This is a genomic window from Plantactinospora sp. CNZ321, from assembly GCF_004217235.1.
This window is the reverse complement of record NZ_SHKQ01000001.1, coordinates 7439576-7464218: the sequence shown is the minus strand read 5'-3', so window position 1 is coordinate 7464218 and position 24643 is coordinate 7439576. Positions and strand designations below refer to the sequence as shown.

Sequence of the window (24643 nt, the reverse complement as noted above, 5' to 3'; positions counted from 1 at the left end):
CGAACTCCGTGCTGGAGCGGCAGGGGAATCTGGTTCGCTCGGTCACGCCGTCACCTCACTGGGGTCGGTCATGTCAACTGCTCCCGGATCCGGATACGGGTCGCGACCAGTCGGGGGTCGCGCTGCTCTGTCGCCGGTTCGCGGGTGCGCCGCCAGTCGGTCAGTGCCGTCCGGATGACCATCCGGGCGGGCCGGTCGGGATCGACGTACCGGAAGACGAAGGATGTGGTGACCATCGCGAGCGCGATCTCCCAGGCGGGGATCAGCTCGACCTTGAGGGTGAAGAGCCAATGAATGAACATGAACAGCGGCACCAGCAACATGAAGAGCCCGTACTGCGTGTATGGCAGGTGGACGGGCAACGTGTAGCCGGGCGGCCCCAGGTAGACCAGGCGGGCCCGATAGATGTCGTCGTCGGTGCGCAGCCGCATCTCGTGCTCCGCGGTCTATTCGAAGATCAGGTTGATCAGGTTCTCGCCGACGAAGAACAGCGTCGCCGCCCCGGCGATGAAGGCCAGGCCGAGCAGCGCGATCGCCGAGCTGGTCAGTACCTTGGAGACCTCGCCCTTGCTGGCCCGACCGATGAAGATCACGCCGAGCACGGCGAGCAGGATGGGCGCGATGTTTCCGGCGAAGAAGCCGACGATCCCTTCGGTGTCGATATTGCCCTCGGGCGGTGGCTCGGCGGCCGTGACCGACGCGAGGGTGTGGAGCGCGTGCGTGGCGGCCGGCCATGCCGTCTCCACCAGCTCCATGGCGAACATCGGAATCCTCCCCGGGTGCGGTGACGCCTCGCCTCCGCACTGCTGTCAAGCCCGGTCAACCGGGTCGGTCGTGGGGTGTTGATCGACCCTGCGTCTCGCAATCACCGCGAAGAGTGATGGTTTGTGGGCATCTTTGTCCTAATTCGGCCCATCTCTTAAGTTCTGGCATCTGGCTGATGCGAGCGTACGGCGCGTGCCTGTTTGGAACAAGCGGCGACGAGTGCCACCGATCCGCCCCGACCCGCCGGTTTTCACGCCCCTCCGACCCGGACCGTCGCGCGGCGGCGGACCGGCGCCGGGCGGCGGAGCGGCGCCCGGCCGCGGCAGGGGGCGAGCTGGGGTGTTGCCGGCTGGGTGGGTAGCGTCGGGGGGTGAGCGAGTCAGTCCCGGGTGCCGCCGCCACAGGTGGTGGATCGCCCCTCGTCGGCGAGCTGCCTGGCGCGTCCCGGCCGGTGGTGATGGGCGTCCTCAACGTCACGCCCGACTCCTTCTCCGACGGCGGCCGGTACGCCGACCTCGACGCCGCGGTACGGCACGGGGTACGGATGCACGCCGACGGCGCCCACCTCGTCGACGTGGGTGGCGAGTCCACCCGGCCCGGCGCCGACCGGGTCGACGCGGAGACCGAGGCCGCCCGGGTGCTGCCGGTCATCCGGGAACTCGCCGCCCGGGGAGTGCCGATGAGCGTCGACACCTACCGGGCCAGCGTCGCCGCCGCCGCGCTGGAGGCCGGCGCGACCGTGGTCAACGACGTCTCCGGGGGGCTCGCCGACCCGGACATGGCCAAGGTGGTCGCCGAGGCGGGCTGCCCGTGGATCCTGATGCACTGGCGGGCGCACGCCAAGCGGATGCAGGAACTCGCCCACTACACCGACGTGGTCGCCGACGTGCGGGCCGAGCTGGCGCAGCGGGTCTCCGACGCCCTCGCCGCCGGGGTCGCCGCCGACCGCATCGTCATCGACCCCGGCCTCGGCTTCGCCAAGCGGCCCGCCGACAACTGGCAGCTCACCGCCCGGCTGCCGGAGCTGCTGGCGCTCGGCTATCCGCTGCTCTTCGGGGCGAGCCGCAAGTCGTACCTGGGTGCGCTGCTGGCCGACCCGGACGGCACGCCCCGGCCGACCGAGGGGCGTACCGCCGCCACGATCGCCACCAGCGTGCTCGCGGTCGCGGCCGGAGCCTGGGGGGTACGGGTGCACGACGTGCGGGAGACGGTGGACGCGCTCGCGGTCTGGACCGCCAGCGGCCGCCCCCGGCTGGCGACCGGGGAGGTGGCCGGATGACGGGTACGGCTGGCGACCGGGAGGAGGCGCAGGTCGGGGCATCCGACCGCGAGACCGATCGGATCGCCCGGGAGACCGATCGGATCGCCCGGGAGACTGACCGGATCGCCCGGGAGACTGACCGGATCGCCCGGGAGACCGACCGGATCGTGCTGACCGGGCTGCGGGCACGCGGCCGGCACGGCGTCTACGACTTCGAGCGCGCCCAGGGGCAGGACTTCGTCGTCGACGTGGTGCTGGAACTCGACCTGGGCGCGGCGGCCCGCTCCGACGACGTGGCCGACACCGTGCACTACGGCGAACTGGCCGAGCGGCTGGTCGGGATCGTGACAGGCGAGCCGGTCAACCTGATCGAGACGCTGGCCGAGCGGCTCGCCGCCGCCTGTCTGGCCGATCCACGGGTACTCGGCACCTCGGTCACCGTGCACAAGCCACAGGCGCCGATCCCGCACGACTTCGCCGACGTGGCGGTGACGGTGACCCGGAGGAGGCCGACCCGATGACCCGGGCCGTGCTCTCGCTCGGCAGCAACCTCGGCGACCGGCTGGAACACCTGCGCACGGCGGTGACCGGGCTGCGCGACGTACTCCTGGTGGCGTCCGGGATCTACGAGACGCCGCCGTGGGGTGACCCGGACCAGCCGGCGTACCTGAACGCGGCGTTGATGGTCGCCGACGACGCGGCCGGCCCGCGCGACTGGCTCGACCGGGCCCGGGCCGCCGAGGCGGCGGCCGGCCGGGTCAGAGACCCGGAGCGCCGGTTCGGGCCGCGCAGCCTCGACGTCGACGTGATCGGAGTCTGGACGGCCGACGGTCAGCCGGTGCACAGCGCCGACCCGGAGTTGACCCTGCCGCACCCCCGCGCCCACCTGCGGGCCTTCGTGCTCCGGCCGTGGATCGACATCGAGCCGTACGGGCGGCTGCCCGGCCACGGCGCTCTGACCGACCTGATGTCGACCGAACCGGTCGGCACCGACGCGCTGGACCTGCGCCCTCGTCCGGATCTGCGGTTAGAGTCGGATTGACGGTGACCGGTCGAGGATGGCCGGTCGACGGTGACCGGGCCGCGGGCCCGGACGGGTCCGCCGACCGCGGGACGCGCCCGTCCGGTCGACACCGGACCGGCGCCCCGTGTCGACGAGCGGAGTGAGGAAGAGTTGTGACCGAGCGCAGACCCCCGACGCGCGGCCCGGCCCCCGAGCGCGGGCGGATGGGTCCGACCAAACCCGCCTCGCTGGTCGTGGCCGGGCTCGCCTCGGCGGCCCTGGCCTGGTTGCTGGTCAGCAGCTTCTACAGCCACATTCCGCCGCTGCCCTGGCTGCCCATCGTCACGCTGCTCGGGCTGGCCGCCCTGGAGGGCTTCGCCGCGGCGAACACCCGGGCCCGGATCGAGCGCAGGCCCGGCCGGGACCCGGTCGACCCGCTGGCGGTGGCCCGGTTCGTCGTACTGGCCAAGGCGTCGGCGCTGGCCGGGGCGATCTTTGCCGGCTTCTACGCCGGCTTGGACGTCTGGCTGCTCATCGAGCGGACCCGGGCGGCCGCCAACGACGTACCGGCGGCCAGTGCCGGACTCGGCGCGTCGCTCGCCCTGGTGGGTGCGGCGCTCTGGTTGGAACGCTCCTGCCGGGTGCCTGATCGTGATGATCAAGACTCGGAGAGTGACGACCTGGGGCGGCGCGACGAGCCCTGAGCAGGCCGTCCGGGTAATCGACGCGTACCGGGGGTGACGGCCGGGCGTGCTCGCGGGTACGGTGCCTCCGACCGGGCCGGATCCGCCAACTCCGCTGGATCGGGCCCACGTCCGACCGCTTCGGTCCCGGATGCCGCCCCGGGCCGGGGCCTGTTCGCTGGACGAACGGGAGGCGCGCATGGCGTACGACGATTCGATCTATCGGCGACGGGACCCCGGAATTGATCCGGTCGGTACCAGCGAGCGGGAGGATCCCCGGTACGGCGGTGACCCCGGATACGACGCCGACCCCCGTACGTCGTCCAGCCACCTCACCGGGCGGTTCATGGGTGGCGAGTCGGCCACCGTCAGCGACCCGGACCCGGTCGCACCGACCCGGCGACGGAACGTCTCGCCGGCCGCGCTGGAGAACGTCTTCGACGATCCCGCACACGGCGAGCCCGGACGGGATCGGATCGGGGTGCACCTGCTCTGGGAGCTGGTGCTGCTGGTCGTGGTGGCGGTGCTGCTCTTCCTGTGCAACCGGGACTATCCCGACCTGCTCCGGGGCGCGCAGCGGGAGAGCCTGCTCGTCTTCGGTACCGCGATCGGGCTGCTCACTCTCGGCGCCGGGCTGACCCTGCGGACCGCCGCGCCCAACCTCGCACTGGGCCCGGTCGCGGTCGCCGCCGCGCTGCACTTCGCGGAGAACTCCGACCGGGGCGTCGTGTCGGCGATGCTGCCGGCGCTGGTCGCCGGGGTGGGCGTCGGCCTGGTGATCGCCATCCTGGTGGTGGGCTTCCACGTACCGGGCTGGGCGGCCAGCCTTGCCGCCGGACTCGCGGTGATCGTCTTCATCGAGCAGCGGAGCGCCCCGGTCGACGTGCAGGGCGAGTACGACCCGACCCGGCACGCGGTCTACCTCTTCGCCGGCTTTGCCGCCGTCGCCGTGCTGGCCGGCCTCTTCGGCACCGTCAAGACGGTACGCCGGGCCGTCGGCCGGTTCCGCCCGGTGGCTGACCCGGCGCTGCGCCGGGGTGGGGGTGCCGGATTCATCGTCACGTTCGGCCTGGTGGTGTCGACGGTCTTCGCCGTCGCGGCGGGAATGCTGCTCGCGGCCGGCGGCACCGGGCCGGTGCCGCCGACCACCGGCATCGAGTGGACCGGTCTGGCCTTCGGCGCCGCGCTGCTCGGTGGCGCCAGCGCCTTCGGGCGGCGGGGCGGGATCGCCGGCGGGATGCTCGCGGCCGTCGCGCTGGCGCTGTTCATCCGGTACGCCGACGAGCGCAACCTGGACATCGCGCCGGCCGCCCTGGCCGCCGTGCTGGTGGCCGCCGGTCTGGTGGTGACCCGGCTGGTCGAGGCGAACGGCCGCCCCCGGTCCTACGCCGAACCGGAGCGGGACTGGGTGGAGGAGCCGGAGACGCCGAGGGCGAGCTGGGACACCGCCCAGGCGTCGCCGCCGGAGCCGTGGACCTCCACGCTGCCGAGCCAGCAGACCGACCGCTGGGGCGGCGACCGCTGGGACGCCCCGGACCGCTGACGCTGGTGAACCCTTGACGCGGCCGGCCGTCGGCGCTGGTGGATCGTTGGTACTGGCGGTGCGGCTTGCGGCGGTTCGGGCGGATAGGCTCGGCCCATGACGGAATCGCGTCCCGAGTCCCGTACCACCCCGACCTTTGCCGAACTGGACGCGCTCTCCACGGAGGAGCTGCGGCAGCGGGCCTTCGCGCTGGCCCGGGAACGGCGGGACATCGGATTCTTCTGGTCGGTGATCCGGCACCTGCCGAACGCGGACGAGGCGGCGGCGCTGGACGGCGCGCCGAACGCGGCCGGCCCGACCGTCGACGAGGCGGTCGCGCTCTGGCGGGAGTTCACCGGCCACGGCTACGAGGAGACCGCACCGCTGCTCCGGGCCGCCTTCATCGACTATCTACAGAAGCCCTGACCGGGGACCCTACAGAGGCACTGACCTGGACCCTACAGAAGCCCCGACCGGGATCCCGAAGCCCTGACCGGGACACCGGGCCGCCCGTCTGGTGAACCCAGCGCACCCCGCGAACATGACACCGGGTTTCGCGATCAGATTCCCCTGGGAATTACCTGTGCATGGCTCTCACCAACAGATACAAGACGGCCACGGGTGCGGGCACGCTCACCGCACTCGTACTGGTCCTGGTCTTCGGCAGCCCCTGGTATGCCGACTGGGCCCGGAGCGAGACCGACCCTGACACGGCGGGTGGCTGGTTCCTCCGGCTGCTCGCCTGGCCCTCGTGGCGGTTCGACTCCGACGACACGATCCAGAACGTCATCGCCGCCGACCTCAAGGCAATCCTGGTGGTGGTGCTCACCTGGGTCTTCCTCTACCTGTTGCCCGGCTCGCAACTGGCCCGGGCCCGGGGCACCGTCAGCCAGTTCCTCGCGGGCTGGTCGGCGTACGTCTTCGCCGGTGCGTTCGCGGCCCTGCTCGCCACGTTGATCGGCAGTAATCCGTCGCTGCTCGGCGCGTTCCAGGCCGCCGGCAGCGGTGCCACGTACGGCTTCTTCGTCGGCTGGATCATCGGCCTGGCCACCCTCGGCGGCTGGCGGGGCCGGCACTGAGCCCGCCACCGCACCGGACCCGTTCGCCCGATGGCGTGCCGGGCGGCGGTCCGGTGCGGGCCCCCGCGAGGAGCGACTATCCGCCGACCGGGTCGGCCGGGTAGTCGATGCTGAGAATCTGGTGCCGGCTGACCGTCCCGAGCGGCTCGCCACCCTCGCCGGTCACCATGGCGTCGTCCGAGTTGTGCCGGAGCAGCACCGCCAGCGCGTCGTAGAGCGACGACCCGAGCGGCACGGCGGGCAGCCCGGCAGCGCTGACCGGGTCGGCCAGCGGACGCAGCAGGTCCGGGGTGATCGGGGTGACCGCGAGTCGCCGGATCGCCCGGTCCGCCCCGACGAACTCCCGAACGAACGCCGACCTGGGCTCGCCGAGCAGGGTCGCCGGGCTGGCATACTGCTCCAGCCTGCCGCCCTGGGAGAGCACCACGATCCGGTCGCCCAGCCGTACCGCCTCGTCAAGGTCGTGGGTGACCAGCACGATCGTCTTGCGTACCTCCGCCTGGAGCCGCAGGAACTCCTCCTGGAGCCGGGCCCGCGCGATCGGGTCGACGGCCGAGAACGGCTCGTCCATCAGCAGCACCACCGGGTCGGCGGCCAGCGCCCTGGCCACCCCGACCCGCTGTCGCTGGCCGCCGGAGAGTTCGTGCGGATAGCGCGGGCCGAAGGTGGCCGGGTCGAGACCGACCAGTTCCAGCAGCTCCGCGCCGCGTTGCGCGATCCGCGCCTTCGGCCAGCCGGACAACCGGGGTACGGTGCCGACGTTCGCGGCGATGGTCTGGTGCGGGAAGAGCCCGACGTTCTGGATCACGTAGCCGATCCGCCGCCGGAGCCGCACCGGATCGGTCCGGGTGACGTCCTCGTCGCCGAGCAGGATTCGTCCCGAGGTCGGCTCGATCAGCCGGTTGATCATGCGGAGCACCGTGGACTTGCCGCAGCCGGAGGGTCCGATCAGCACGACCAACTCGCCGGCCTTGACCTCCAGACTCAGCTCGTCGACCGCTACCGTGCCGTCGGGATACTGCTTGCGTACCTGGTCGAGGGTGATCGCGGCGGCACCCGTGGTGCCGGCGGACCCGGCGGAGCGGGCCTCCGGGGTAACGTCCACGTATGTCCTTCCGGGTGATCGACCGGGCTGACCCGGGTAATCCGTGGTTCTCCTGGGATTATGTGCAGCGCAACTCGGAGACGATTCTCGCCGCACTGCGGGAGCACGCGTCCCTCACCGCCCAGGCCGTGCTGATCGCCGCCGTGGTAGCGATCCCGCTCGCCGTGCTGGCGTACTGGTTCCGGCCGCTCACCGGGCCGATTCTCGCACTCTCGGGTGTGCTCTACACCGTTCCGTCGCTGGCACTGTTCGCATTCGTCGCACCGTACCTCGGGACGGGGACGACGACGGTGCTGCTCGGGCTGGTCCTCTACGCCCTGCTGCTGATCGTCCGGAACGCACTCGCCGGGCTCAACCAGGTGCCGGAGGAGGTCCGGGACGCGGCCCAGGGCATGGGGTACGGCCGATTCGCCCGTCTGCTCCGGATCGACCTGCCGCTGGCGTTCCCGGGTATCCTCACCGGCCTGCGCCTGGCGACCGTTTCCACGGTGGCCCTGGTCACCGTCGGGGTGCTCGTCGGGCACGGCGGCCTCGGGCAGCTCATCCTCGGCGGGTTCCGAAACAACTTCTTCAAGGCCGAGATCATGACCGGCACCCTGCTCTGCGTACTCCTGGCCCTGGTGCTGGACCTGCTCCTTGCCGGCCTCGGCCGGCTGCTCACCCCATGGGCACGGCGTCGGCGAGCCACCGGGTGAGCGCGAGGAGTGAGCCGGTGTTGCGAGCCCCGCAGTCGCGAGCCGGGGGTGGGCAGGGGTGAGCGCGAGGAGTGAGCCGGTGTTGCGAGCCCCGCAGTCGCGAGCCGGAGATGAGCAGGGGTGAGCGCGAGGAGTGAGCGGCGATGAACCCGATCGAGCAGGCCGTCGTCTGGCTGAACGACCCGCTCAACTGGACCAATCCCGGTGGCGTGCTCGACCGGCTGGTCGAGCACCTGGTGATCTCCGGCGCCGCCGTCGCGATCGGCTGCCTGGTCGCCTGGCCGCTCGGGCTCTGGCTCGGGCACACCGGCCGGGGCGGTGGCATGGTGGTGCTGGTCTCCAACGTCACGCTGGCGATCCCGACCATCGCGCTGCTGACCATCCTGCCGCTGACCGCGCTCGGCTTCGGTAAGCCGCCGGTGATCATCGCGTTGGCGGTCTTCGCGGTGCCGCCGCTGTTGGCGAACGCGTACACCGGGATCCGGCAGGTTGATCCGGAGGTGCGGGAAGCCGCGCGCGGGATGGGACTCTCCGGCGGGCAGTTGCTGCGCCGGGTGGAGCTGCCGCTCGCGGTGCCGTACCTGGCGGCGGGGTTCCGTACCGCCGCGGTGCAGGTGGTGGCGACCGCCGCGCTCGCCTCGTTCGTCAACGGAGGCGGGCTTGGCCAGATCATCAGCGCCGGGTTCGGGCTGGGCATCTCGGTCGGCGGTGGGCAGATCCTGGCCGGCGGGCTCCTCGTCGCCCTACTCGCGCTCCTGGTCGAACTGGTCTTCGCGCTGCTGGAACGGGTGGTCACGCCCCGGCCGCTGCGCCGTGCCCGGCGCCGGATCATCCGCCGCGCCGACCAGCGGGCGGCGGCCGCGGTCACCGGCTCCTGACCAATCACCGGGCTCCTGACGGTCGGGGCGGTGTGGGTTTGGTCACTCTTGCAGTCCTCGGCGAGGCCGGATGGGGTGATCTGGTCCGCGCGATTTTCGCTTAGAGTGGTCAAGTGGCTGCGCTCTGTGGCTCTTTGCGTGACGATCCGGTGACGAAGCCCATCGCGAATTGTCGTACCCGGCGAGAGGATGTTTCGTGAGAAGTCGCGGGCGGCCTTCCTGACATGTCGCCCGTCGGACACGCGGCCGGCCCGATCCGGGCCGCGCCGGGACACAGGAGGCGGGCGATTCATGCGTACACGTTCACGTCTGGCAGCCGGCGCCGCCGGTGCGGTCGTCGCGGCTGGGTTCCTCGCCGGCTGCGGTGGGGCCGGCTCGTCCGGCACCCAGGCTCCGGCGACCGGGGCGCAGGGTGCCGGTTGCGCACCGGTGGCCGGGTCGAGCCTGGTCGTGCTCGACGACGACAAGAAGCTGCAGAACAGCGACAACATCATTCCGGCGATCAACAGCAAGGTGGCCCAGCCGCCGCTGGTCGCGGCCCTGGACAAGGTCTCGGACAGCCTCGACACACCCAAGCTGATCGGCCTCAACAGGGCGGTCGACGTCGAGCGCAAGACCCCGAAGGTGGCCGCCGAGGAGTTCGCCGCGGCCAACAACCTCACCGCAGGCATCCCGACCGGCGGCACCGGGTCGATCACCGTCGGCGTGGCCAACTTCAGCGAGAGCCAGACCCTGGGCGAGCTGTACCGGATCGCCCTCACCGCCGCCGGCTATGAGGTCAAGGTCCAGCAGATCGGCAACCGCGAACTCTACGAGCCGGCCCTGGAGAAGGGCGACATCCAGGTCGTCCCGGAGTACGCCGCGACGATGGCCGACTTCCTGAACAACAAGGTCAACGCCTCCTCCGGGTCCACCCCACCGCCGATCTCCTCACCGGACCTCGACCAGACCGTCAACGGGCTCAGGGCGGCCGGTGAGAAGGTCGGCATCACCTTCGGCAAGCCGTCGGCGGCCCAGGACCAGAACGCGTTCGCGGTCACCAAGGAGTTCGCCGACAAGTACGGCGTCCGCACGCTCAGCGAGCTGGCGGCGAAGTGCTCCGGCTCGGCGACCGTGCTCGGCGGGCCGCCGGAGTGCCCGCAGCGGCCGAAGTGCCAGGCCGGACTGGTGCAGGTCTACAACTTCAACGCGGGCCGGTTCGACTCGCTCGACGCCGGTGGCCCGCAGACCAAGTCGGCGCTGACCAGCGGCACGATCAGCGTTGGGCTGGTCTTCTCGTCGGACGGCGCGCTGGCCACGAGCTGACCGTCGGCGCGGGGTGCACCTCCCGCCCGAGGAGTGGAACCGACCGTGGCCGGTCGACGTCGCCGTACGTGGCGTCGACCGGCCGCTCACATGCCCGCCGCAGCCATTCCGGTCCCCGGCAAGTGTGAGTAGGCTCGACTGCCATGTCAGCCCGCGAGGCCACCGAGGGAACCCGCCGTAGGCCGCTGCTGACCGTACTCTTCTGGTCCGGGGTCGGGCTGGCTCCGCTGGCCGCCCTGTTGCTCCTGGTGGGGCAGGGCAACGGGCCGCTCCGGATCGCGGCGGTGCTCGCCGTGCTGGCGGTCGTACTCATCGGATTGTCGATCACGTTGCGCGGCGACTCGGAGGGTGTCCGGCTGGACATCGAGGAGACCCTCGCCGAGGAACTCGACGACCTTCGGGGCGAGTTGCGCAACGACATCGCCACCGCCGCCCGGGCCACGCACAAGGCGTTCGGCGAGAAGCTGGCGGTCGTGCAGGGCAACGTCGAGGCGTTACGTGGCCAGATCGAGACTTTCCGGGCCACTGCCGCCGCGCCGGGCGGCTCCGCCGCCCCTGCCGGGCCGGGCACCTCCGCCTCCGTCATGGCGGGCACCACCCCCGCCTCCGCCAAATCGGGCAGGTCTTCCGCCGCTGCCGTGTCCGGCGCCGGGGCCGGTCCGGCCGTTGGTGACGCACCGGTGGCCGGCGGTCCGGCTCGGTCCCACGCCTCGACTCATTCACACGCCTCGACCCATTCACACGCCTCGACTCATTCACACGCCTCGACTCATTCACACGCCGCGGACCAGAGCGACAACACCGGCGAGTTCCACGGCCGCCCCGGTGGCGGATACCGGGACGGCGGCCACCAGGGGAGTGACTATCCCGACGGCGACCGGCCCGGGGCGGGGCGGCGGCGGTACGACCGGGACGACGGCGCACCGGGCGAGTCCGGGCAGTACGGCCGCTCGTGGTCGCAGGGCGCGCGAACGCACCGGGGCGGTCCGGCGGGAATGCCCGGCGGCCCCGGTGGGGTGTCCGGACCGCCGCTCGGCCGAGGCGTCGTCCGGCACACCGAGACCGTGCAGGTGACCACCCGGCAGACCATCGTCGGCGGACACGAAGACGATCATGGCCACGGTTACGACGGCGGAACCTACGGTGCAGCCGGCTACGGCGGCGGCGTCCATTCGGGCGGCTACGGCGGCGGCGTCCATTCGGGCGGCTACGGCGGCGGCGTCCATTCGGGCGGCTACGGGGACGGCGCCCCTTCGGGCGGCTATGGCGGCGGCGCCCATTCGAGCGGCCATGGCGGCGGAACCCACGGTGGCGGTGGCCGGGCCGGCGGCTACGGCGCCGGAACCATTGGCGGCGGCGTACACGGCGCCGGCTCGGGCGGCGGGACCTACGGCGGCGGGACCTACGGCGGTGCCGGTTCCGGTGGCGGGACCTACGGCGGTGGCACCTACGGCGGTGCCGGTTCGGGGGACGGGACCTACGACGGCGGGACCTACGGCGGCGCGGCAGCACACGGTGCCGATGCGGGCGGTGGCACCTACGGCGGTGGCACTTACGGCGGTGGCACCTACGGCGGTCGCCGGGAGTCGGACGGGCGCGACGAGGATCCGGACGACCGGCGGGCGCGGGGTCGGGGCTCCGCCGAGGCTGCCGACGAGGGGCGGGCCGGGTGGCGGTCCGGTAACGGCGGCTGGCGTGGCCGTCCGGCCGACCCGGAGCCGGAGACCGGCGACCCGGCCGACGACTCGTACTGGGCCGAGCTGCGGGCCGGCGACCGCTGGGCATCGGTGCGCGACGACGACCGGGGCCGCGAGGTCCGGATGGGCGAGCGACGGGCGTCGATGCGGTCCGACGGGTCGGGTACGGAGTTGCGGGTCGAGGACCGCTGGGCGGAGATGCGCCGGGAGGAGCCGGGGCCGGACGAGGGCCGGCGGACCGGTCGCCAGTGGTCGGAGCCCGCCGACGAAGACCGGCGGTACGGCGACCAGCGCGGCTCGGGCGGCTGGTCCGGTCAGGACGGTGCCCGGCACGGCGCCGGTGCCGACCTCGGTGACGGCCGGGGCTGGGAGCCCTCCGGCGGTGCCGCGGCACTGCCCGCCGCAGGGGTGGACCCGGCTTCCGTCTGGGGCCCGCCCAGCCAGAAGCCGGAACCGGAGCCTGCCCGGCGGGGGCGGCGGCACCGCGACGACGAAGAGTACGGCTACCCGCCGTTGGACGAGGCACCCCGGGCCGGCGGTACCCGCCGTTCCGGGTACGGCTACTCCGCCGACGGCGACTGGCGTTGACCGGTCACCTGCCCCACCGGTTACCTGCCGATGGCGCCGACAGCTACTTGTCGATGTCGCCGACGACGAAGAACATCGAGCCCAGGATCGCGATCAGGTCCGGCACCAGGCAGCCGGGGAGCAGCGTGGCCAGGGCCTGCACGTTGGCGTACGAGGCGGTGCGCAGCTTCATCCGCCACGGCGTCTTGTCACCCCGGGATACCAGGTAGTAGCCGTTGATCCCGAGCGGGTTCTCGGTCCAGGCGTAGGTGTGCCCCTCCGGGGCCTTCACCACCTTGGGCAGCCGCACGTTCACCGGACCGCTGATCCGGTCGACCTGGTCCAGGCAGCGTTCCGCGAGGTCGAGTGAGACGTACACCTGGTCGAGCAGGATCTCGAACCGGGAGTGGCAGTCACCGGCGCTGCGGGTGACCACCGGCACCTCCAGCGCCCCGTACGCCAGGTAGGGCTCGTCCCGGCGCAGGTCGAAGTCGAGCCCGGAGGCCCGGGCTACCGGTCCGGAGGCGCCGTACGCGGCCGCGTCGGCGGCGGAGAGCACCCCGACCCCGACGGTACGGGCCAGGAAGATCTCGTTGCGCCGGATCACGTTGTCCAGGTCCGGCAGGCGGCGGCGTACCTCGCCGATCGCCGTCCTGGCCCGTCGGGTCCAGCCGGCCGGCACCTCTTCCTTGAGCCCGCCGACCCGGTTGAACATGTAGTGGATCCGGCCGCCGGAGACCTCCTCCAGCACCGCCTGGAGGGTTTCGCGTTCCCGAAACGCGTAGAACATCGGGGTGATGGCGCCGATCTCCAGCGGGTAGGAGCCGAGGAACATCAGGTGGTTGAGCACCCGGTTCAGTTCGGCGAGGGCGGTACGCAGCCAGACGGCCCGCTCCGGCACCTCCATCCCCATCATCCGCTCGACGGCGAGCACCACGCCGAGTTCGTTGGAGAACGCCGACAGCCAGTCGTGCCTGTTGGCCAGCACGATGATCTGCCGGTAGTCGCGTACCTCGAAGAGCTTCTCGGCGCCCCGGTGCATGTAGCCGACGATCGGCTCGCAGGAGATCACCCGCTCGCCGTCGAGCACCAGCTTGAGCCGGAGTACGCCGTGGGTCGACGGATGCTGCGGCCCGATGTTCAGCACCATGTCGGCGGTGTCCAGGCCCGCCCCGGTGCCGACGGTCAGCTCCCGCAGCGCGCCGGTGTCGGCAGTCATGTCCGCCATCGTGCCACGATCCGCCGGAACGCATCGCCGAGGCGGACACCGGAGTAGGACGGAGGAAGGATGCGCCCCAGGCGATCGAGGGCCGGTTTCGTCGCGGTCGACCGGTCGCCCTCGGTGGACGACCGCGAGCGACCGGGCGGTCATCGCGCGGGTTGCCCCGGCACCGGTGCACCGGATTCTCCGCCGAGCCATCCGGTGGGGCCCGGGTCGACGCCGACCGGTTGGAGCAGCCACCAGTGGCCGCCGAGACCGGCCGGGTCGGTGAGTTCGGCCGCGGCGGAGGCCCGGGCCAACGCCCGGACGTAGCCGGCCGGGTCGGTGGAGGCCATCGCCAGCGCGGGTCGCCGCCCGTCGGCTCCGAGCGCCCGCAGCGCGGTGCGCTGTTCGACCAGGGTGTACGGCAGTCCGGCCAGCGCCGTACCGGCCGCCGCCACCGAGTCCATCGCGACATGTGCGGTCAGGTCGCAGCTGCCGTCCGGTACCGGGTAGACCTGACGGCCGGAGCGGAACCCGGTCAGCGTGCCGTGCACCGGGCGGTCGTCCCGCAGGTGTCCGTAGTCGACGGCGAGCGCCAATCCCCGGTGCAGGCTGCCGACCGCCTCCGCCCAGGCGGTGTCCCGGGGCAGCCCGATCTCGGCCCGGATCGGGGACGGTTGCACCCGGTCCGGGGGCGGCTCGATCCGGTCCGGCGAGGGCTGGTCCGGAGGAGACTCGTCCGTCGATGTCGGCCACCAGCGGGCCAGCCAGTCCGCCTCGGCCGGGTCGAGCGGGCCGCCGGGCGACTCCGCGCCGGTGGCCGGGTCCACGAGTACCCGTCGCCAGCCGGCCCGGCCGGATTCCGCCACGTCCAGCGGTACGTTGTCCAGCCACTCGGTCGCGATCAGCAGGCCGACGACCCGCTCCGGCAGGTCCGAGCGCCAATTGATCGGCTCCGGCAGCGAGTCGGGTCGCGGGGCGAGTTCGACCGCGGTCAGCCGGAGCCGGGCGGCGAGTTCCGGCGGGGCGAGCCGGGCCAGGGTGCCGAGCAGTTCCCCCCGGCCGGCGCCGACGTCGACCACGTGCAGCGGATCCGGCCGGCCCAGCGCGGCGTCGAGCCGGGCCAGCAGCCGCAGCAGGGCGCCGCCCAGCACCGGTACGGCGTGGGCGCTGGTCCGGAAGTGCGCGGCCGGCCCGGCGCCGCTGACGAAGAACCCCTGCGCGCCATAGAGGGCGGTGGTCATCGCGGCTCGCCATCCGATCGGCACCGACCCAGGTTATGCGGCGCGCTGCTCAATCCACGCCCGGTACGGCACCGATCCGGCCGGGCCGATCCGGACGGCCGTCACGTCGGGACGTGTCCGGGCACATCAGCGACATGTAGCGGCATGCCGGGGTGTCCCGTGTGCCACGTCACCAACTGGGCGAAGCGGTCGTGGCAGGCGGGTGAAGGTTTTCACACCTCTTGGTCCTGAACTGGCCGGACGGCGCATACTTGCGATCGACCGGTACCACTTATCGAGGACTGGATCACTGCTATGAGCGCTTCCGCGCGCCCGCGTACCGCCGCCTCCGGCGGGACGGACCGGCCAACGGCCGCCGCCCCGAGCCGTGACCGCGCCGGCCAGGGCCAGACGCCGCCGCAGCGTCCCCGCCAGCTCACCGTCGGCGTGATCGGCGCCGGCCGGGTCGGTGCCGTGCTCGGTGCCGCGCTGGGCCGGGCCGGACACCGGGTGGTCGCCGCCTCCGGGGTCTCGACCGCCGCCCGGGACCGGATCGACCGGCTGCTGCCGGGGACCACCGTACGCCCCGCCGACGAGGTGGCCCGGGCCGCCGTCGACCTGCTGCTGATCGCCGTACCGGACGACGCGCTGGCGCCGGTGGTCGCCGGTCTGGCCGGGACCGGTGCGCTCCGGCCCGGACAGGTGGTGACACACACCTCCGGCGCGCACGGCCTCGACGTGCTCGCCCCGGCCGTGGCGGTCGGGGCACTCCCGCTGGCGCTGCACCCGGCGATGACCTTCACCGGTACCGCCGACGACCTGCACCGGCTGCCGGGCATCTCCTACGGGGTGACCGTGCCGGAGCGACTGCGGCCGTTCGCCGTCCGGCTCGTCGCCGACCTCGGCGGGGTACCGGAGTGGGTGGCCGAACCGGACCGTCCGCTCTACCATGCCGCCCTCGCGCACGGCGCGAACCATCTCGTCACGCTGGTCAACGAGGCGGTGGACCTGCTCCGCGCCGCCGGGGTGGCCCAGCCGGCGAAGGTGCTCGGCCCGCTGCTCCGGGCCGCCCTGGACAACTCGCTGCGGCTCGGCGACGCGGCGCTGACCGGGCCGGTGTCCCGGGGCGACGCCGGTACGCTCGCCCGGCACCTGGACCGGCTGGCCGTCACCGCTCCGGAGTCGGTGCCCGGCTATCTCGCGCTGGCCCGGCGTACCGCCGACCGGGCGATCGCGACCGGCCGGCTCCGCCCGGCCGACGCCGAGGTCCTGCTCGGGGTGCTGGCCGACCGGGACCGGAAGGCGCTGGCCGACCGCGACCGGAAGGCGCTGGCCGACCGGGACCGGAAGGTCGCCGCCGCGTGACCGGCGGGAAGGGGGAGCCGAGATGACCACGGTGCTGCGTACCCGGGCAGAGCTGGCGGCCGCGCGGGCGTCCCTGCCGGGGAGGCTGGCGGTGGTGATGACCATGGGCGCCCTGCACTCCGGGCACGAGGCGCTGCTGCGGGCGGCCCGGGAGCAGGCCGACACGGTGCTGGCGACGATCTTCGTGAACCCGCTCCAGTTCGGCCCGAACGAGGACTTCGACCGGTACCCCCGGACCTTCGAGGACGACCTGGCGGTCTGCCGGGGGGCCGGGGTCGGGTACGTCTTCGCCCCGTCGCGGGAGGAGCTGTATCCGGACGGCGAGCCGATGGTGCGGGTCGACCCGGGCAGCCTCGGCGAGGAGCTGGAGGGCGCCAGCCGGCCCGGCTTCTTCACCGGGGTGCTGACCGTGGTGGCGAAGCTGCTCAACCTGCTCCGGCCGGACGTGGCGCTCTTCGGCGAGAAGGACTACCAGCAGCTCACCCTGGTCCGCCGGATGGTCCGGGATCTGGAGCTGGACGTGGCGATCGTCGGTGTGCCGACCGTACGCGAGCCGGACGGGTTGGCCCTGTCCAGCCGCAACCGCTACCTCTCCACACAGGAGCGAAGCGCCGCGCTACGGCTGTCGGCGGCGCTGCGGGCCGGCAACGCCGCCGCCGGGGCCGGTCGGGGTGCCGACGCCGCCCTCGCCGCCGCATATCGCGCCTTCGGCGACGGTACGACCGGCGCCAAGCTGGACTACCTGGTGCTGACCGCCCCGGACCTGGGCCCGGCGCCGGCCACCGGCCCGGCCCGGATGCTGGTGGCCGCCCGGGTCGGCTCCACCCGGCTGATCGACAACATGCCGGTCGACCTGGCTCCGGCTCCCGACCCGGGCGACTGAGGCGTCGACCTCCCGAGACCGTCCGAGAACCCTGCCGCACGGAGGACGTACCGATGTTCCGCACCATGCTCAAGTCGAAGATCCACCGGGCCACGGTGACCCAGGCGGACCTGCACTACGTCGGCTCGGTGACCATCGACGCCGACCTGTTGGACGCCGCCGACCTGCTCCCCGGCGAGCAGGTCGCGATCGTGGACGTGACGAACGGGGCGCGGCTGGAGACGTACGTGATCGCCGGTGAGCGCGGCAGCGGGGTGATCGGCATCAACGGCGCCGCCGCGCACCTGGTGCACCCCGGCGACCTGGTCATCCTGATCTCGTACGGCCAGATGGACGACGCCGAGGCGCGGACGTACCAGCCGCGGATCGTGCACGTTGACGCGAAGAACCGGGTCATCGAGCTGGGCGCCGACCCGGCGGAAGCCGTACCCGGGATGGTCGGTGACCCGGTCCGGGGTGACCTCGTCACGACCGGCTGACCGACCCGCTCGCCCGGGGCGCCCGCCGGCACCCGGTTGCCACCCGGTCGAACCCCGCCCCCTCCCCGCTGACCAGCCTGTTCGGCGCGTCGGTCAGCCCGAGGCGACCCGCCGGGGAGATGATCTCGCCGTCCGGATGACCCCGCCGGTTAACGTAGGGTGCAGCCATCCGGACTGTTGGTCGCCCTGGGGAGGACGCGATGCGCCGTTGGATGAGCGCCCTGGCGTTGGCCGGGGCAGTCCTGCTCGGCGTCGCCGGCTGCGCGCCTCCGGACGGTACCGACGGCGACCTGACCAACGGCTGGGCTCCGGTCGGCGAGCCGGCGGTCTTCACCCCGACGGCCGAGACCTGCCACCGGGCCGACTTCTCCGAGACGGTCTACCTGTCGTCGTACGTGCCGGTGGACTGCACCGACAACCACCGGCTGGAGACCGTGCACGTGGGCACGTTCGCCGGGGCGGGCGAGGCGGAGAAGCCGCCGGAACCCGGCTCGCCGCAGTTCACCACCGCGTACGCCGAGTGCGACAGCCGGGCGCGCGGCTTCCTCGGCGCCGACTGGCGTACCGGCCGGTTGTGGCTCGGGGTGGCGGTGCCCTCCCCGAAGGGCTGGCTGGCCGGGGCCCGGTGGTTCCGTTGCGACCTCACCGAACTGTCCAATGTCGAGGAGGATGGCGAGGCGGTCAGCCGGACGGCGAGCCTGAAGGGCGCGCTGCGCGAGGCCGGGCCGTTGCGGCTGGGCTGCTACGCCACCACCGTGACCCGGACCGAGACCATCGACCGGATGCCCCCGGTGGAGTGCTCGGCCCGGCACAACACCGAGTTCGCCGGGGTGTGGCGGGCACCGGCGACGTTGAAGTACCCGACGGCGGATCGGGACTGGCAGCCCCTCTACGACGGCTGTTACAGCGTCGCGGCCCGGTTCGTCGCGGTGTCGCAGAGCACGATCCGGTTCCGTACCGGTGTCGTGGCGCTGCCCGGCGGCCGGGACGACTGGACGGCGGGGAACCGGGGCGTCCGCTGCTATCTGTGGGTCTCCGAGGGCAGGTTCACCCGCTCGCTCAAGGGTGCCGGCGCCGACGCCCTACCGATCCGGACCCGCTGAGCGCCCGCCGATCCGGCCCGCTGAGCGCGGTCGATCCCGCAGCGGAGGGTCGTTCCGTCCGGATCGGGGAGCGTCGTAGGCCACTTCTCCCGCCCCCGGGCCCCCCGACAGCCCCGGCACGGGGTTGACTGGAGCGATGCAGTTTCCGACCGTCGACCTGCCGGTGGTACCCCGGTTGCTGGCCGCGCCGGCACCCGGATGGGTGGAGACGACCGACGTGATCGTGATCGGGTCGGGCATCGCCGGGCTCACCGCCGCGCTGCACCTGCGCGAGGCGGGGCTGCACGTGACCGTGGTGACCAAGGTCAACATCGATGACGGCTCGACCCGGTGGGCGCAGGGCGGCATAGCGGCCGTACTCGATCCGCTGGACACCCCCGCCGCGCACGCCTCGGACACCGAGCTGGCCGGGGTCGGGCTCTGCGACCCGGCGGCGGTACGGGTGCTGGTGGCGGAGGGGCCGAGCCGGCTGCGGGAGCTGATCCGGACCGGTGCCGAGTTCGACCGCAACCCGGACGGCTCGCTGATGCTCACTCGGGAGGGCGGCCACCGGGCGGACCGGATCGTGCACGCCGGCGGCGACGCGACCGGGGCCGAGGTGCAGCGGGCACTGCACGCTGCGGTCGGCCGCGACCCCTGGATCCGGCTGGTCGAGCATGCCCTGGTCCTCGACCTGCTCCGGGCCCCGGACGGCGGCTGGGCCGGTCCCGGACGGGCCTGCGGGATAACCCTGCACGTGCTCGGCGAGGGCAGTGAGGACGGGGTCGGTGCGATCCTGGCCCGGGCGGTGGTGCTGGCCACCGGCGGGATGGGGCAGATCTTCGCCGCCACCACCAATCCGGCGGTCTCCACCGGGGACGGGGTCGCCCTGGCGATGCGGGCCGGCGCCGCCGTCACCGACCTGGAGTTCGTCCAGTTCCACCCGACCGCGCTGATGGCGTCGGCCATCCCGGACAGCGACGGCGTCCCGGACAGCGACGGCGTCCCGGCCCTGGCAGCCCAGCAGCCGCTGGTCTCCGAGGCGCTGCGCGGTGAGGGCGCGTACCTGGTCGACGCGGACGGCAAGCGGTTCATGGTCGGCCAGCACGAGCTGGCCGAGCTGGCGCCCCGGGACGTGGTCGCCAAGGGAATACACGGGGTACTGCTGGCCACCGGCGCCGACCACGTCTTCCTGGACGCCCGGCACCTCGGGGCGGAGTTCCTGGCCCGGCGGTTCCCCACCATCGTCGCCTCCTGCCGCGCCGCCGGGATCGACCCGGCCGAGCAGCCGATCCCGGTCGCTCCGGCCGCGCACTACGCCTCCGGCGGGGTCCGCACCGACCTGCACGGCCGCACCTCCATCCCCGGCCTGTACGCCTGCGGCGAGGTCGCCTGCACCGGCGTGCACGGCGCCAACCGGCTGGCCAGCAACTCGCTGCTGGAGGGGCTGGTCTTCGCCCGCCGGATCGCCCAGGACATCGCCCGGGATCTGCCGGCCCAGGTCGAGCCGGTCCGGACCGGGGCGTGGCAGGGCGGCGCGGGCGCGACGATCGACCCGGCGGTGCGGCCGCGCCTGGCCAGGGCGATGACCAGGGGCGCCGGGGTGCTCCGCTCCGCCGACTCGCTGCGGGCGACCGCCGCGGAGCTGGTCACCCTCGGCGCGACCCGGGCCGCGCCGCGTACCGCGAGCTGGGAGGCGACCAACCTGATCACGGTGGCCGCGGCGCTCGTCGGGGCGGCGTACGCCCGGCAGGAGACCCGGGGCTGCCATTGGCGCGAGGACTTCTCGGAATCGCGCGACGATTGGCTCGGGCACCTGGTCGGGTCGATCGGTCCGGCGGGCAACCTCGAACAGGACTGGGAGGCACTGTGCTGACAGACTCGACCACGCGGGCGCTGCGGGACGCCGGGCTCGACCCGGTGGAGGTGGAACGCATCGTGCGGGGGGCGCTGGACGAGGACCTGGGGCCGGAGCGGCTGGACGTGACCAGCGTGGCGACGATTCCGGACGACCAGGTCGACGCCGCCGACCTGGTGGCCCGGGCCGACGGGGTCGTCGCCGGACTGGCGGTGGCGGCGGCCGTCTTCGAACTGGCGGCCGGCGCGGACGTCCGGGTGCTGCCGGTGGCGACCGACGGCGCCGAGGTCGGCGTGGGGGACGTGCTGGCCACGGTGACCGGGCCGACCCGGGGGCTGCTCACCGCCGAGCGGACCGCGCTGAACCTGCTCTGCCGGATCTCCGGGGTGGCGACGCACACCCGCGCCTGGGTGGCGGCGCTGGGCGGCGGCAAGGCGACCGTGCTGGACACCCGCAAGACCACTCCCGGGCTGCGCCCGCTGGAGAAGTACGCGGTCCGGGCCGGCGGCGGCGCCAACAAGCGACTCGGGCTGTACGACGTGGCGATGATCAAGGACAACCACAAGCTGGCGGCCGGCGGTGTCGGTCCGGCGTACCGGCGGGTCCGGGAGGCGTTCCCGGCGGTGCCGATCCAGGTCGAGGTGACCACGGTGGCCGAGGCGCTGGAGGCGGTCGAGGCGGGCGCCGACTTCCTGCTCTGCGACAACATGTCCCCGGCGCTGCTGACCGAGGTGGTGGCGGCGGTGGGCGACCGGGCCGAGCTGGAGGCGACCGGCGGGCTGACCCTGGCCACCGCCGCCGAGTACGCGGCGACGGGTGTCGACTACCTCTCGGTTGGGGCGCTCACGCACTCCTCGCCTATCTTGGACATCGCACTGGACCTCCGCTCGCGCGCCGCGTAGCGGCGGGACGCGCCACGACTCGGGGTTCGGGACTGACGACATGCTGCTCTGTATCGACATCGGCAACACCAACACCGTGCTGGCGACCTTCGAGGGCGAGAAGCTGGTCCACTCCTGGCGGATCAAGACGGATGCCCGGTCCACCGCCGACGAGCTGGGGCTGAAGCTGCGCGGCCTGCTGGCCGCCGGCGCGGTGGAGGTCACCGGGGTGGCCGCCTGTTCGACGGTGCCGGCGGCGCTGCGCTCGCTGCGTACGATGCTGGCCCGGTACTACGGCGACATCCCGTACGTGATCGTCGAGCCGGGGGTGAGGACCGGGGTGCAGTTGGCGATCGACAACCCGAAGGAGGTCGGCGCCGACCGGGTGGTCAACACCCTGGCCGCGTTCACCCTCTACGGCGGGCCGTCGATCGTGGTCGACTTCGGCACCACCACCAACTTCGACGTGATCAGCGGCCGGGGCGAGTTCCTCGGCGGTGCGTTCGCGCCCGGCATCGAGATCTCCTTCGACGCGCTCGCCGCCCGGGCCGCCCAGCTGCGCAAGGTCGAGCCGGCGGTACCCCGTTCGGTGGTCGGCAAGAACACCGTCGAGTGCCTCCAGGCCGGGATGTACTTCGGTTTCGCCGGCCAGGTGGACCGGATCGTCGAGCGGATGATCGACGAGCTGGGCGAGGTCCGGGCGGTGATCGCCACAGGCGGGCTGGCGGCCCTGGTGATCGGCGAGTGTCGGACGATCACCCACCACGAGCCGATGATCACGCTGATCGGGCTGCGCATGGTCTACGACCGCAACCGCTGACCTTCCCCGCCGCGGCTGGTCGACCATGCCGGGGTTATCCGGTGCCCCGCCCCCGGCCCACTTGAGTACGCTCGGGGCCGAACTCCGCCGACACGATTTCCCGAGGAAGCATGCCGTGAGCCAGCAGATCTCGAACCCCGCCGACCCCGTGGACGACCTTCCCGAGCAGATGCGGGTCCGCAGGGAGAAGCGGGACCGCATGCTCGCCGAGGGCGTCGAACCGTACCCGGTGGGATATCCGCGTACCGCGACTCTCGCCGAGATCCGGGCCCGTTACGCGGACCTTCCGACCGACACCGCCAGTGGGGACGTCGCCGCCGTCACCGGCCGGGTGATCTTCGTACGCAACACCGGCAAGCTCTGTTTCGCCACCCTGCGGGACGGCGACGGCACCGAACTCCAGGCGATGCTCTCGCTCGACCGGGTCGGGCAGGAGCGGCTCGACGCCTGGAAGCGGCTGGTCGACCTCGGCGACCACGTCGGCGTTACCGGTGAGGTGATTACCAGCCGGCGCGGGGAGCTTTCCGTGCTCGCCGATTCCTGGGCGCCGACCGCGAAGGCGCTCCGGCCGCTGCCGGTGGCGCACAAGCCGCTTAGTGAGGAGGCCCGGGTCCGGCAGCGTTATGTCGATCTGATCGTGCGCCCCCGCGCCCGGGAGATGGTACGCACCCGGGCGGCGACGCTGCGTAGTCTGCGCGATTCGCTGCACGCCCGGAGTTTCATCGAAGTTGAAACCCCCATGCTGCAACCGCTGCCGGGTGGGGCCACGGCCAGGCCATTCGTGACGCACAGCAATGCGTTAGACACGGATCTGTATCTGCGAATCGCCCCCGAGCTTTTTCTCAAGCGGGCGGCGGTCGGTGGCATCGACCGGGTCTTCGAGATCAACCGCAACTTCCGTAATGAGGGGGTCGACTCTTCGCACTCGCCCGAGTTCGCCATGCTGGAGGTGTACGAGGCGTACGGTGACTACGACACCATGGCGACCCTCACCCGTGACCTGGTGCAGGCAGCCGCGCTCGCCGCCGCCGGGTCTCACCTGGTCACCCACGCCGACGGCACCGAGTTCGACCTCGGCGGTCAGTGGCGTTCGGTGACCCTCTACGGCACCCTTTCCGAGGCGCTCGGCGAGGAGGTGACCGTCCGCACCGCAATGGCCGACCTGCTGGGATACGCGGAAAAGGTCGGTCTCGCGGTCGACCCGACGTGGGGTCCGGGCAAGCTCGCCGAGGAGCTTTTCGAGGAGCTGGTCGTCCCGACGCTGCGCCAGCCCACCTTCGTCCGGGACTACCCGGAAGAGACCAGCCCGCTGGTCCGGGCGCACCCCGACGAGGCGGGCCTGACCGCGAAATGGGACCTCTACGTGCTCGGTTTCGAGCTGGCCACCGGCTACACCGAGCTGGTCGACCCGGTGGTGCAGCGGGAGCGACTCGTGGCGCAGGCCCGGCGCTCGGCCTCCGGCGACGACGAGGCCATGCGGCTCGACGAGGACTTCCTGCGGGCCATGGAGTACGGAATGCCGCCGCTCGGGGGCATGGGAATGGGAATCGACCGGCTGCTGATGGCCCTCACGGGCCTCGGAATTCGGGAAACCATCCTCTTCCCGATGGTCCGACCCGAGTAGTGTCGCCGCACGACTTGTCGGGTAGTTTCGCCGTCCTATTGACGGAGCAAGCATCTAACGGGCTATTGTGCTCTTGTTTGCGGCGAACCTGCTCGAAAGGATAGCGACACGTGGCCAAGCAGATCATTCACAAGCTGGTCGATGACCTGGACGGCGGAGACGCGGACGAGACCGTCAAGTTCTCGCTCGACGGCGTGCAGTACGAGATCGACCTGTCGGAGAAGAACGCCGGCAAATTGCGGGAGCTATTCGCCCCGTACGTCGCCGCCGGGTCGAAGGTGGGCCGGGGTGGCGTGGTCGTCGGCGGCCGTGCCGCACGGGGGCGGGGTGGCGCGACCGCCGACCGCGAGCAGAACAAGGCGATCCGGGCCTGGGCCAAGAAGGAAGGCAAGGACATCTCCGACCGCGGGCGGATCCCGCAGGAGATCGTTGACGAGTACCACGCCAAGGCGGGCCGCTAGCGGCCGGCGCTTCCGTGGTCCCCGCGCGGGATGGGTGGACGATCAGTCCCCCATCCCGCGCATTTCTGTGTGCTGTGGGCAAGTATGAGAGGATTAGGGCGAGTGTCCGCTTCGTCGGCCGGTCGTCGAGCCGGATCACCGACCGGGGCCCGGTCGCCTCGGTCGTCGAGTTCGACGGGTCGGTGATCCCGGTCGCTTCCCGC

25 protein-coding genes are annotated in these 24643 nt (G+C 72.6%); 20 read left to right on the top strand and 5 right to left on the bottom strand.

The features are described from left to right. Positions 1-68: 68 nt before the first annotated feature. Both EV371_RS32480 and EV371_RS32475 read right to left on the bottom strand, forming a co-directional pair. The gene (locus EV371_RS32480) at positions 69-431 is read right to left on the bottom strand and encodes a hypothetical protein (protein ID WP_130465418.1); all 363 of its coding nucleotides are present in this window, start codon (positions 429-431) and stop codon (positions 69-71) included. 15 nt (positions 432-446) lie between these two features. Next, positions 447-764: a hypothetical protein gene (locus EV371_RS32475; protein WP_130465417.1), complete on the bottom strand. Its 318-nt coding sequence runs from the start codon at positions 762-764 to the stop codon at positions 447-449. A gap of 458 nt (positions 765-1222) precedes the next feature. On the opposite strand from EV371_RS32475, the gene folP reads away from it, so the two are divergent. From folP to EV371_RS32440, 7 genes are all read left to right on the top strand, one after another. Next, a complete protein-coding gene (folP, locus tag EV371_RS32470; protein ID WP_130466377.1) occupies positions 1223-2044 on the top strand; it encodes a dihydropteroate synthase in 822 nt (273 codons plus the stop codon). 125 nt (positions 2045-2169) lie between these two features. Next, positions 2170-2547 (top strand): dihydroneopterin aldolase, encoded by a 378-nt coding sequence (gene folB, locus EV371_RS32465; protein WP_130466376.1) that lies wholly within the window; start codon positions 2170-2172, stop codon positions 2545-2547. Then, a complete protein-coding gene (gene folK, locus EV371_RS32460; RefSeq protein WP_130465416.1) occupies positions 2544-3068 on the top strand; it encodes a 2-amino-4-hydroxy-6-hydroxymethyldihydropteridine diphosphokinase in 525 nt (174 codons plus the stop codon). The genes folB and folK overlap by 4 nt, the downstream gene beginning before the upstream one ends. 185 nt (positions 3069-3253) lie before the next feature. Beyond that, a complete protein-coding gene (locus EV371_RS32455) occupies positions 3254-3733 on the top strand; it encodes a DUF3180 domain-containing protein (RefSeq protein WP_130466375.1) in 480 nt (159 codons plus the stop codon). Between the two features lie 178 nt (positions 3734-3911). After that, positions 3912-5255 (top strand): ABC transporter permease, encoded by a 1344-nt coding sequence (locus EV371_RS32450; RefSeq protein ID WP_130465415.1) that lies wholly within the window; start codon positions 3912-3914, stop codon positions 5253-5255. Between the two features lie 96 nt (positions 5256-5351). Then, entirely contained in the window at positions 5352-5660 is a 309-nt protein-coding gene (locus EV371_RS32445; RefSeq protein ID WP_130465414.1) for a hypothetical protein, read from the top strand. 161 nt (positions 5661-5821) lie between these two features. Continuing rightward, positions 5822-6313 (top strand): hypothetical protein, encoded by a 492-nt coding sequence (locus EV371_RS32440; RefSeq protein WP_130465413.1) that lies wholly within the window; start codon positions 5822-5824, stop codon positions 6311-6313. Between the two features lie 76 nt (positions 6314-6389). On the opposite strand, the gene EV371_RS32435 is transcribed toward EV371_RS32440, so the two are convergent. Continuing rightward, complete coding sequence (locus EV371_RS32435; RefSeq protein ID WP_130465412.1) at positions 6390-7418, bottom strand: ATP-binding cassette domain-containing protein; 1029 nt, start codon at positions 7416-7418, stop codon at positions 6390-6392. 2 nt (positions 7419-7420) lie between these two features. On the opposite strand from EV371_RS32435, the gene EV371_RS32430 reads away from it, so the two are divergent. From EV371_RS32430 to EV371_RS32415, 4 genes are all read left to right on the top strand, one after another. Next, positions 7421-8113, top strand: coding sequence for an ABC transporter permease subunit (locus EV371_RS32430; protein ID WP_130465411.1), 693 nt, complete (start codon positions 7421-7423; stop codon positions 8111-8113). 143 nt (positions 8114-8256) lie between these two features. Beyond that, entirely contained in the window at positions 8257-8991 is a 735-nt protein-coding gene (locus EV371_RS32425; RefSeq protein ID WP_130465410.1) for an ABC transporter permease subunit, read from the top strand. A 291-nt stretch (positions 8992-9282) separates the two neighbouring features. Next, a complete protein-coding gene (locus EV371_RS32420) occupies positions 9283-10296 on the top strand; it encodes a glycine betaine ABC transporter substrate-binding protein (protein WP_130465409.1) in 1014 nt (337 codons plus the stop codon). A 143-nt stretch (positions 10297-10439) separates the two neighbouring features. After that, positions 10440-12581 carry a hypothetical protein gene (locus EV371_RS32415; RefSeq protein WP_130465408.1) on the top strand — a complete coding sequence of 714 codons (2142 nt, stop codon included), beginning with the start codon at positions 10440-10442 and terminating at the stop codon, positions 12579-12581. A 43-nt stretch (positions 12582-12624) separates the two neighbouring features. On the opposite strand, the gene EV371_RS32410 is transcribed toward EV371_RS32415, so the two are convergent. Both EV371_RS32410 and EV371_RS32405 read right to left on the bottom strand, forming a co-directional pair. Next, complete coding sequence (locus EV371_RS32410) at positions 12625-13788, bottom strand: NADH-quinone oxidoreductase subunit D (protein WP_486484883.1); 1164 nt, start codon at positions 13786-13788, stop codon at positions 12625-12627. A 140-nt stretch (positions 13789-13928) separates the two neighbouring features. After that, the gene (locus EV371_RS32405) at positions 13929-15032 is read right to left on the bottom strand and encodes an SAM-dependent methyltransferase (protein ID WP_130465406.1); all 1104 of its coding nucleotides are present in this window, start codon (positions 15030-15032) and stop codon (positions 13929-13931) included. 270 nt (positions 15033-15302) lie between these two features. Between EV371_RS32405 and EV371_RS32400 the strand changes: the two genes are divergently transcribed. The 9 genes from EV371_RS32400 (at position 15303) to EV371_RS32360 (ending at position 24440) form a co-directional block, all read left to right on the top strand. Continuing rightward, complete coding sequence (locus EV371_RS32400) at positions 15303-16352, top strand: DUF2520 domain-containing protein (protein ID WP_130465405.1); 1050 nt, start codon at positions 15303-15305, stop codon at positions 16350-16352. Between the two features lie 22 nt (positions 16353-16374). Next, the gene (gene panC / locus EV371_RS32395; RefSeq protein ID WP_130465404.1) at positions 16375-17235 is read left to right on the top strand and encodes a pantoate--beta-alanine ligase; all 861 of its coding nucleotides are present in this window, start codon (positions 16375-16377) and stop codon (positions 17233-17235) included. Between the two features lie 53 nt (positions 17236-17288). Further along, positions 17289-17714 (top strand): aspartate 1-decarboxylase, encoded by a 426-nt coding sequence (panD, locus tag EV371_RS32390; RefSeq protein ID WP_130465403.1) that lies wholly within the window; start codon positions 17289-17291, stop codon positions 17712-17714. 200 nt (positions 17715-17914) lie between these two features. Then, positions 17915-18817: a septum formation family protein gene (locus EV371_RS32385; RefSeq protein WP_130465402.1), complete on the top strand. Its 903-nt coding sequence runs from the start codon at positions 17915-17917 to the stop codon at positions 18815-18817. 136 nt (positions 18818-18953) lie between these two features. Beyond that, positions 18954-20672 (top strand): L-aspartate oxidase, encoded by a 1719-nt coding sequence (locus EV371_RS32380; RefSeq protein WP_130465401.1) that lies wholly within the window; start codon positions 18954-18956, stop codon positions 20670-20672. Further along, positions 20669-21556: a carboxylating nicotinate-nucleotide diphosphorylase gene (gene nadC, locus EV371_RS32375; RefSeq protein ID WP_130466374.1), complete on the top strand. Its 888-nt coding sequence runs from the start codon at positions 20669-20671 to the stop codon at positions 21554-21556. Before EV371_RS32380 ends, nadC begins: the two co-directional genes overlap by 4 nt. 40 nt (positions 21557-21596) lie before the next feature. Continuing rightward, positions 21597-22355 (top strand): type III pantothenate kinase, encoded by a 759-nt coding sequence (locus EV371_RS32370; RefSeq protein ID WP_130465400.1) that lies wholly within the window; start codon positions 21597-21599, stop codon positions 22353-22355. 169 nt (positions 22356-22524) lie between these two features. Continuing rightward, entirely contained in the window at positions 22525-23979 is a 1455-nt protein-coding gene (lysS, locus tag EV371_RS32365; RefSeq protein WP_486484993.1) for a lysine--tRNA ligase, read from the top strand. A gap of 110 nt (positions 23980-24089) precedes the next feature. After that, positions 24090-24440 carry an Lsr2 dimerization domain-containing protein gene (locus EV371_RS32360; protein WP_130465398.1) on the top strand — a complete coding sequence of 117 codons (351 nt, stop codon included), beginning with the start codon at positions 24090-24092 and terminating at the stop codon, positions 24438-24440. Positions 24441-24643 lie beyond the last annotated feature (203 nt).

Excerpts from the sequence above, each read along its gene's own strand:
- EV371_RS32480 (WP_130465418.1), bottom strand. The coding sequence starts at position 431 with ATGCGGCTGCGCACCGACGACGACATCTATCGGGCCCGCCTGGTCTAC.
- EV371_RS32475 (WP_130465417.1), bottom strand. The coding sequence starts at position 764 with ATGTTCGCCATGGAGCTGGTGGAGACGGCATGGCCGGCCGCCACGCAC.
- folP (WP_130466377.1), top strand. The coding sequence starts at position 1,223 with ATGGGCGTCCTCAACGTCACGCCCGACTCCTTCTCCGACGGCGGCCGG.
- folK (WP_130465416.1), top strand. The coding sequence starts at position 2,544 with ATGACCCGGGCCGTGCTCTCGCTCGGCAGCAACCTCGGCGACCGGCTG.
- EV371_RS32455 (WP_130466375.1), top strand. The coding sequence starts at position 3,254 with ATGGGTCCGACCAAACCCGCCTCGCTGGTCGTGGCCGGGCTCGCCTCG.
- EV371_RS32450 (WP_130465415.1), top strand. The coding sequence starts at position 3,912 with ATGGCGTACGACGATTCGATCTATCGGCGACGGGACCCCGGAATTGAT.
- EV371_RS32445 (WP_130465414.1), top strand. The coding sequence starts at position 5,352 with ATGACGGAATCGCGTCCCGAGTCCCGTACCACCCCGACCTTTGCCGAA.
- EV371_RS32440 (WP_130465413.1), top strand. The coding sequence starts at position 5,822 with ATGGCTCTCACCAACAGATACAAGACGGCCACGGGTGCGGGCACGCTC.
- EV371_RS32430 (WP_130465411.1), top strand. The coding sequence starts at position 7,421 with ATGTCCTTCCGGGTGATCGACCGGGCTGACCCGGGTAATCCGTGGTTC.
- EV371_RS32425 (WP_130465410.1), top strand. The coding sequence starts at position 8,257 with ATGAACCCGATCGAGCAGGCCGTCGTCTGGCTGAACGACCCGCTCAAC.
- EV371_RS32420 (WP_130465409.1), top strand. The coding sequence starts at position 9,283 with ATGCGTACACGTTCACGTCTGGCAGCCGGCGCCGCCGGTGCGGTCGTC.
- EV371_RS32415 (WP_130465408.1), top strand. The coding sequence starts at position 10,440 with ATGTCAGCCCGCGAGGCCACCGAGGGAACCCGCCGTAGGCCGCTGCTG.
- EV371_RS32410 (WP_486484883.1), bottom strand. The coding sequence starts at position 13,788 with ATGGCGGACATGACTGCCGACACCGGCGCGCTGCGGGAGCTGACCGTC.
- EV371_RS32400 (WP_130465405.1), top strand. The coding sequence starts at position 15,303 with ATGAGCGCTTCCGCGCGCCCGCGTACCGCCGCCTCCGGCGGGACGGAC.
- panC (WP_130465404.1), top strand. The coding sequence starts at position 16,375 with ATGACCACGGTGCTGCGTACCCGGGCAGAGCTGGCGGCCGCGCGGGCG.
- panD (WP_130465403.1), top strand. The coding sequence starts at position 17,289 with ATGTTCCGCACCATGCTCAAGTCGAAGATCCACCGGGCCACGGTGACC.
- EV371_RS32385 (WP_130465402.1), top strand. The coding sequence starts at position 17,915 with ATGCGCCGTTGGATGAGCGCCCTGGCGTTGGCCGGGGCAGTCCTGCTC.
- EV371_RS32380 (WP_130465401.1), top strand. The coding sequence starts at position 18,954 with ATGCAGTTTCCGACCGTCGACCTGCCGGTGGTACCCCGGTTGCTGGCC.
- EV371_RS32370 (WP_130465400.1), top strand. The coding sequence starts at position 21,597 with ATGCTGCTCTGTATCGACATCGGCAACACCAACACCGTGCTGGCGACC.
- lysS (WP_486484993.1), top strand. The coding sequence starts at position 22,525 with ATGCGGGTCCGCAGGGAGAAGCGGGACCGCATGCTCGCCGAGGGCGTC.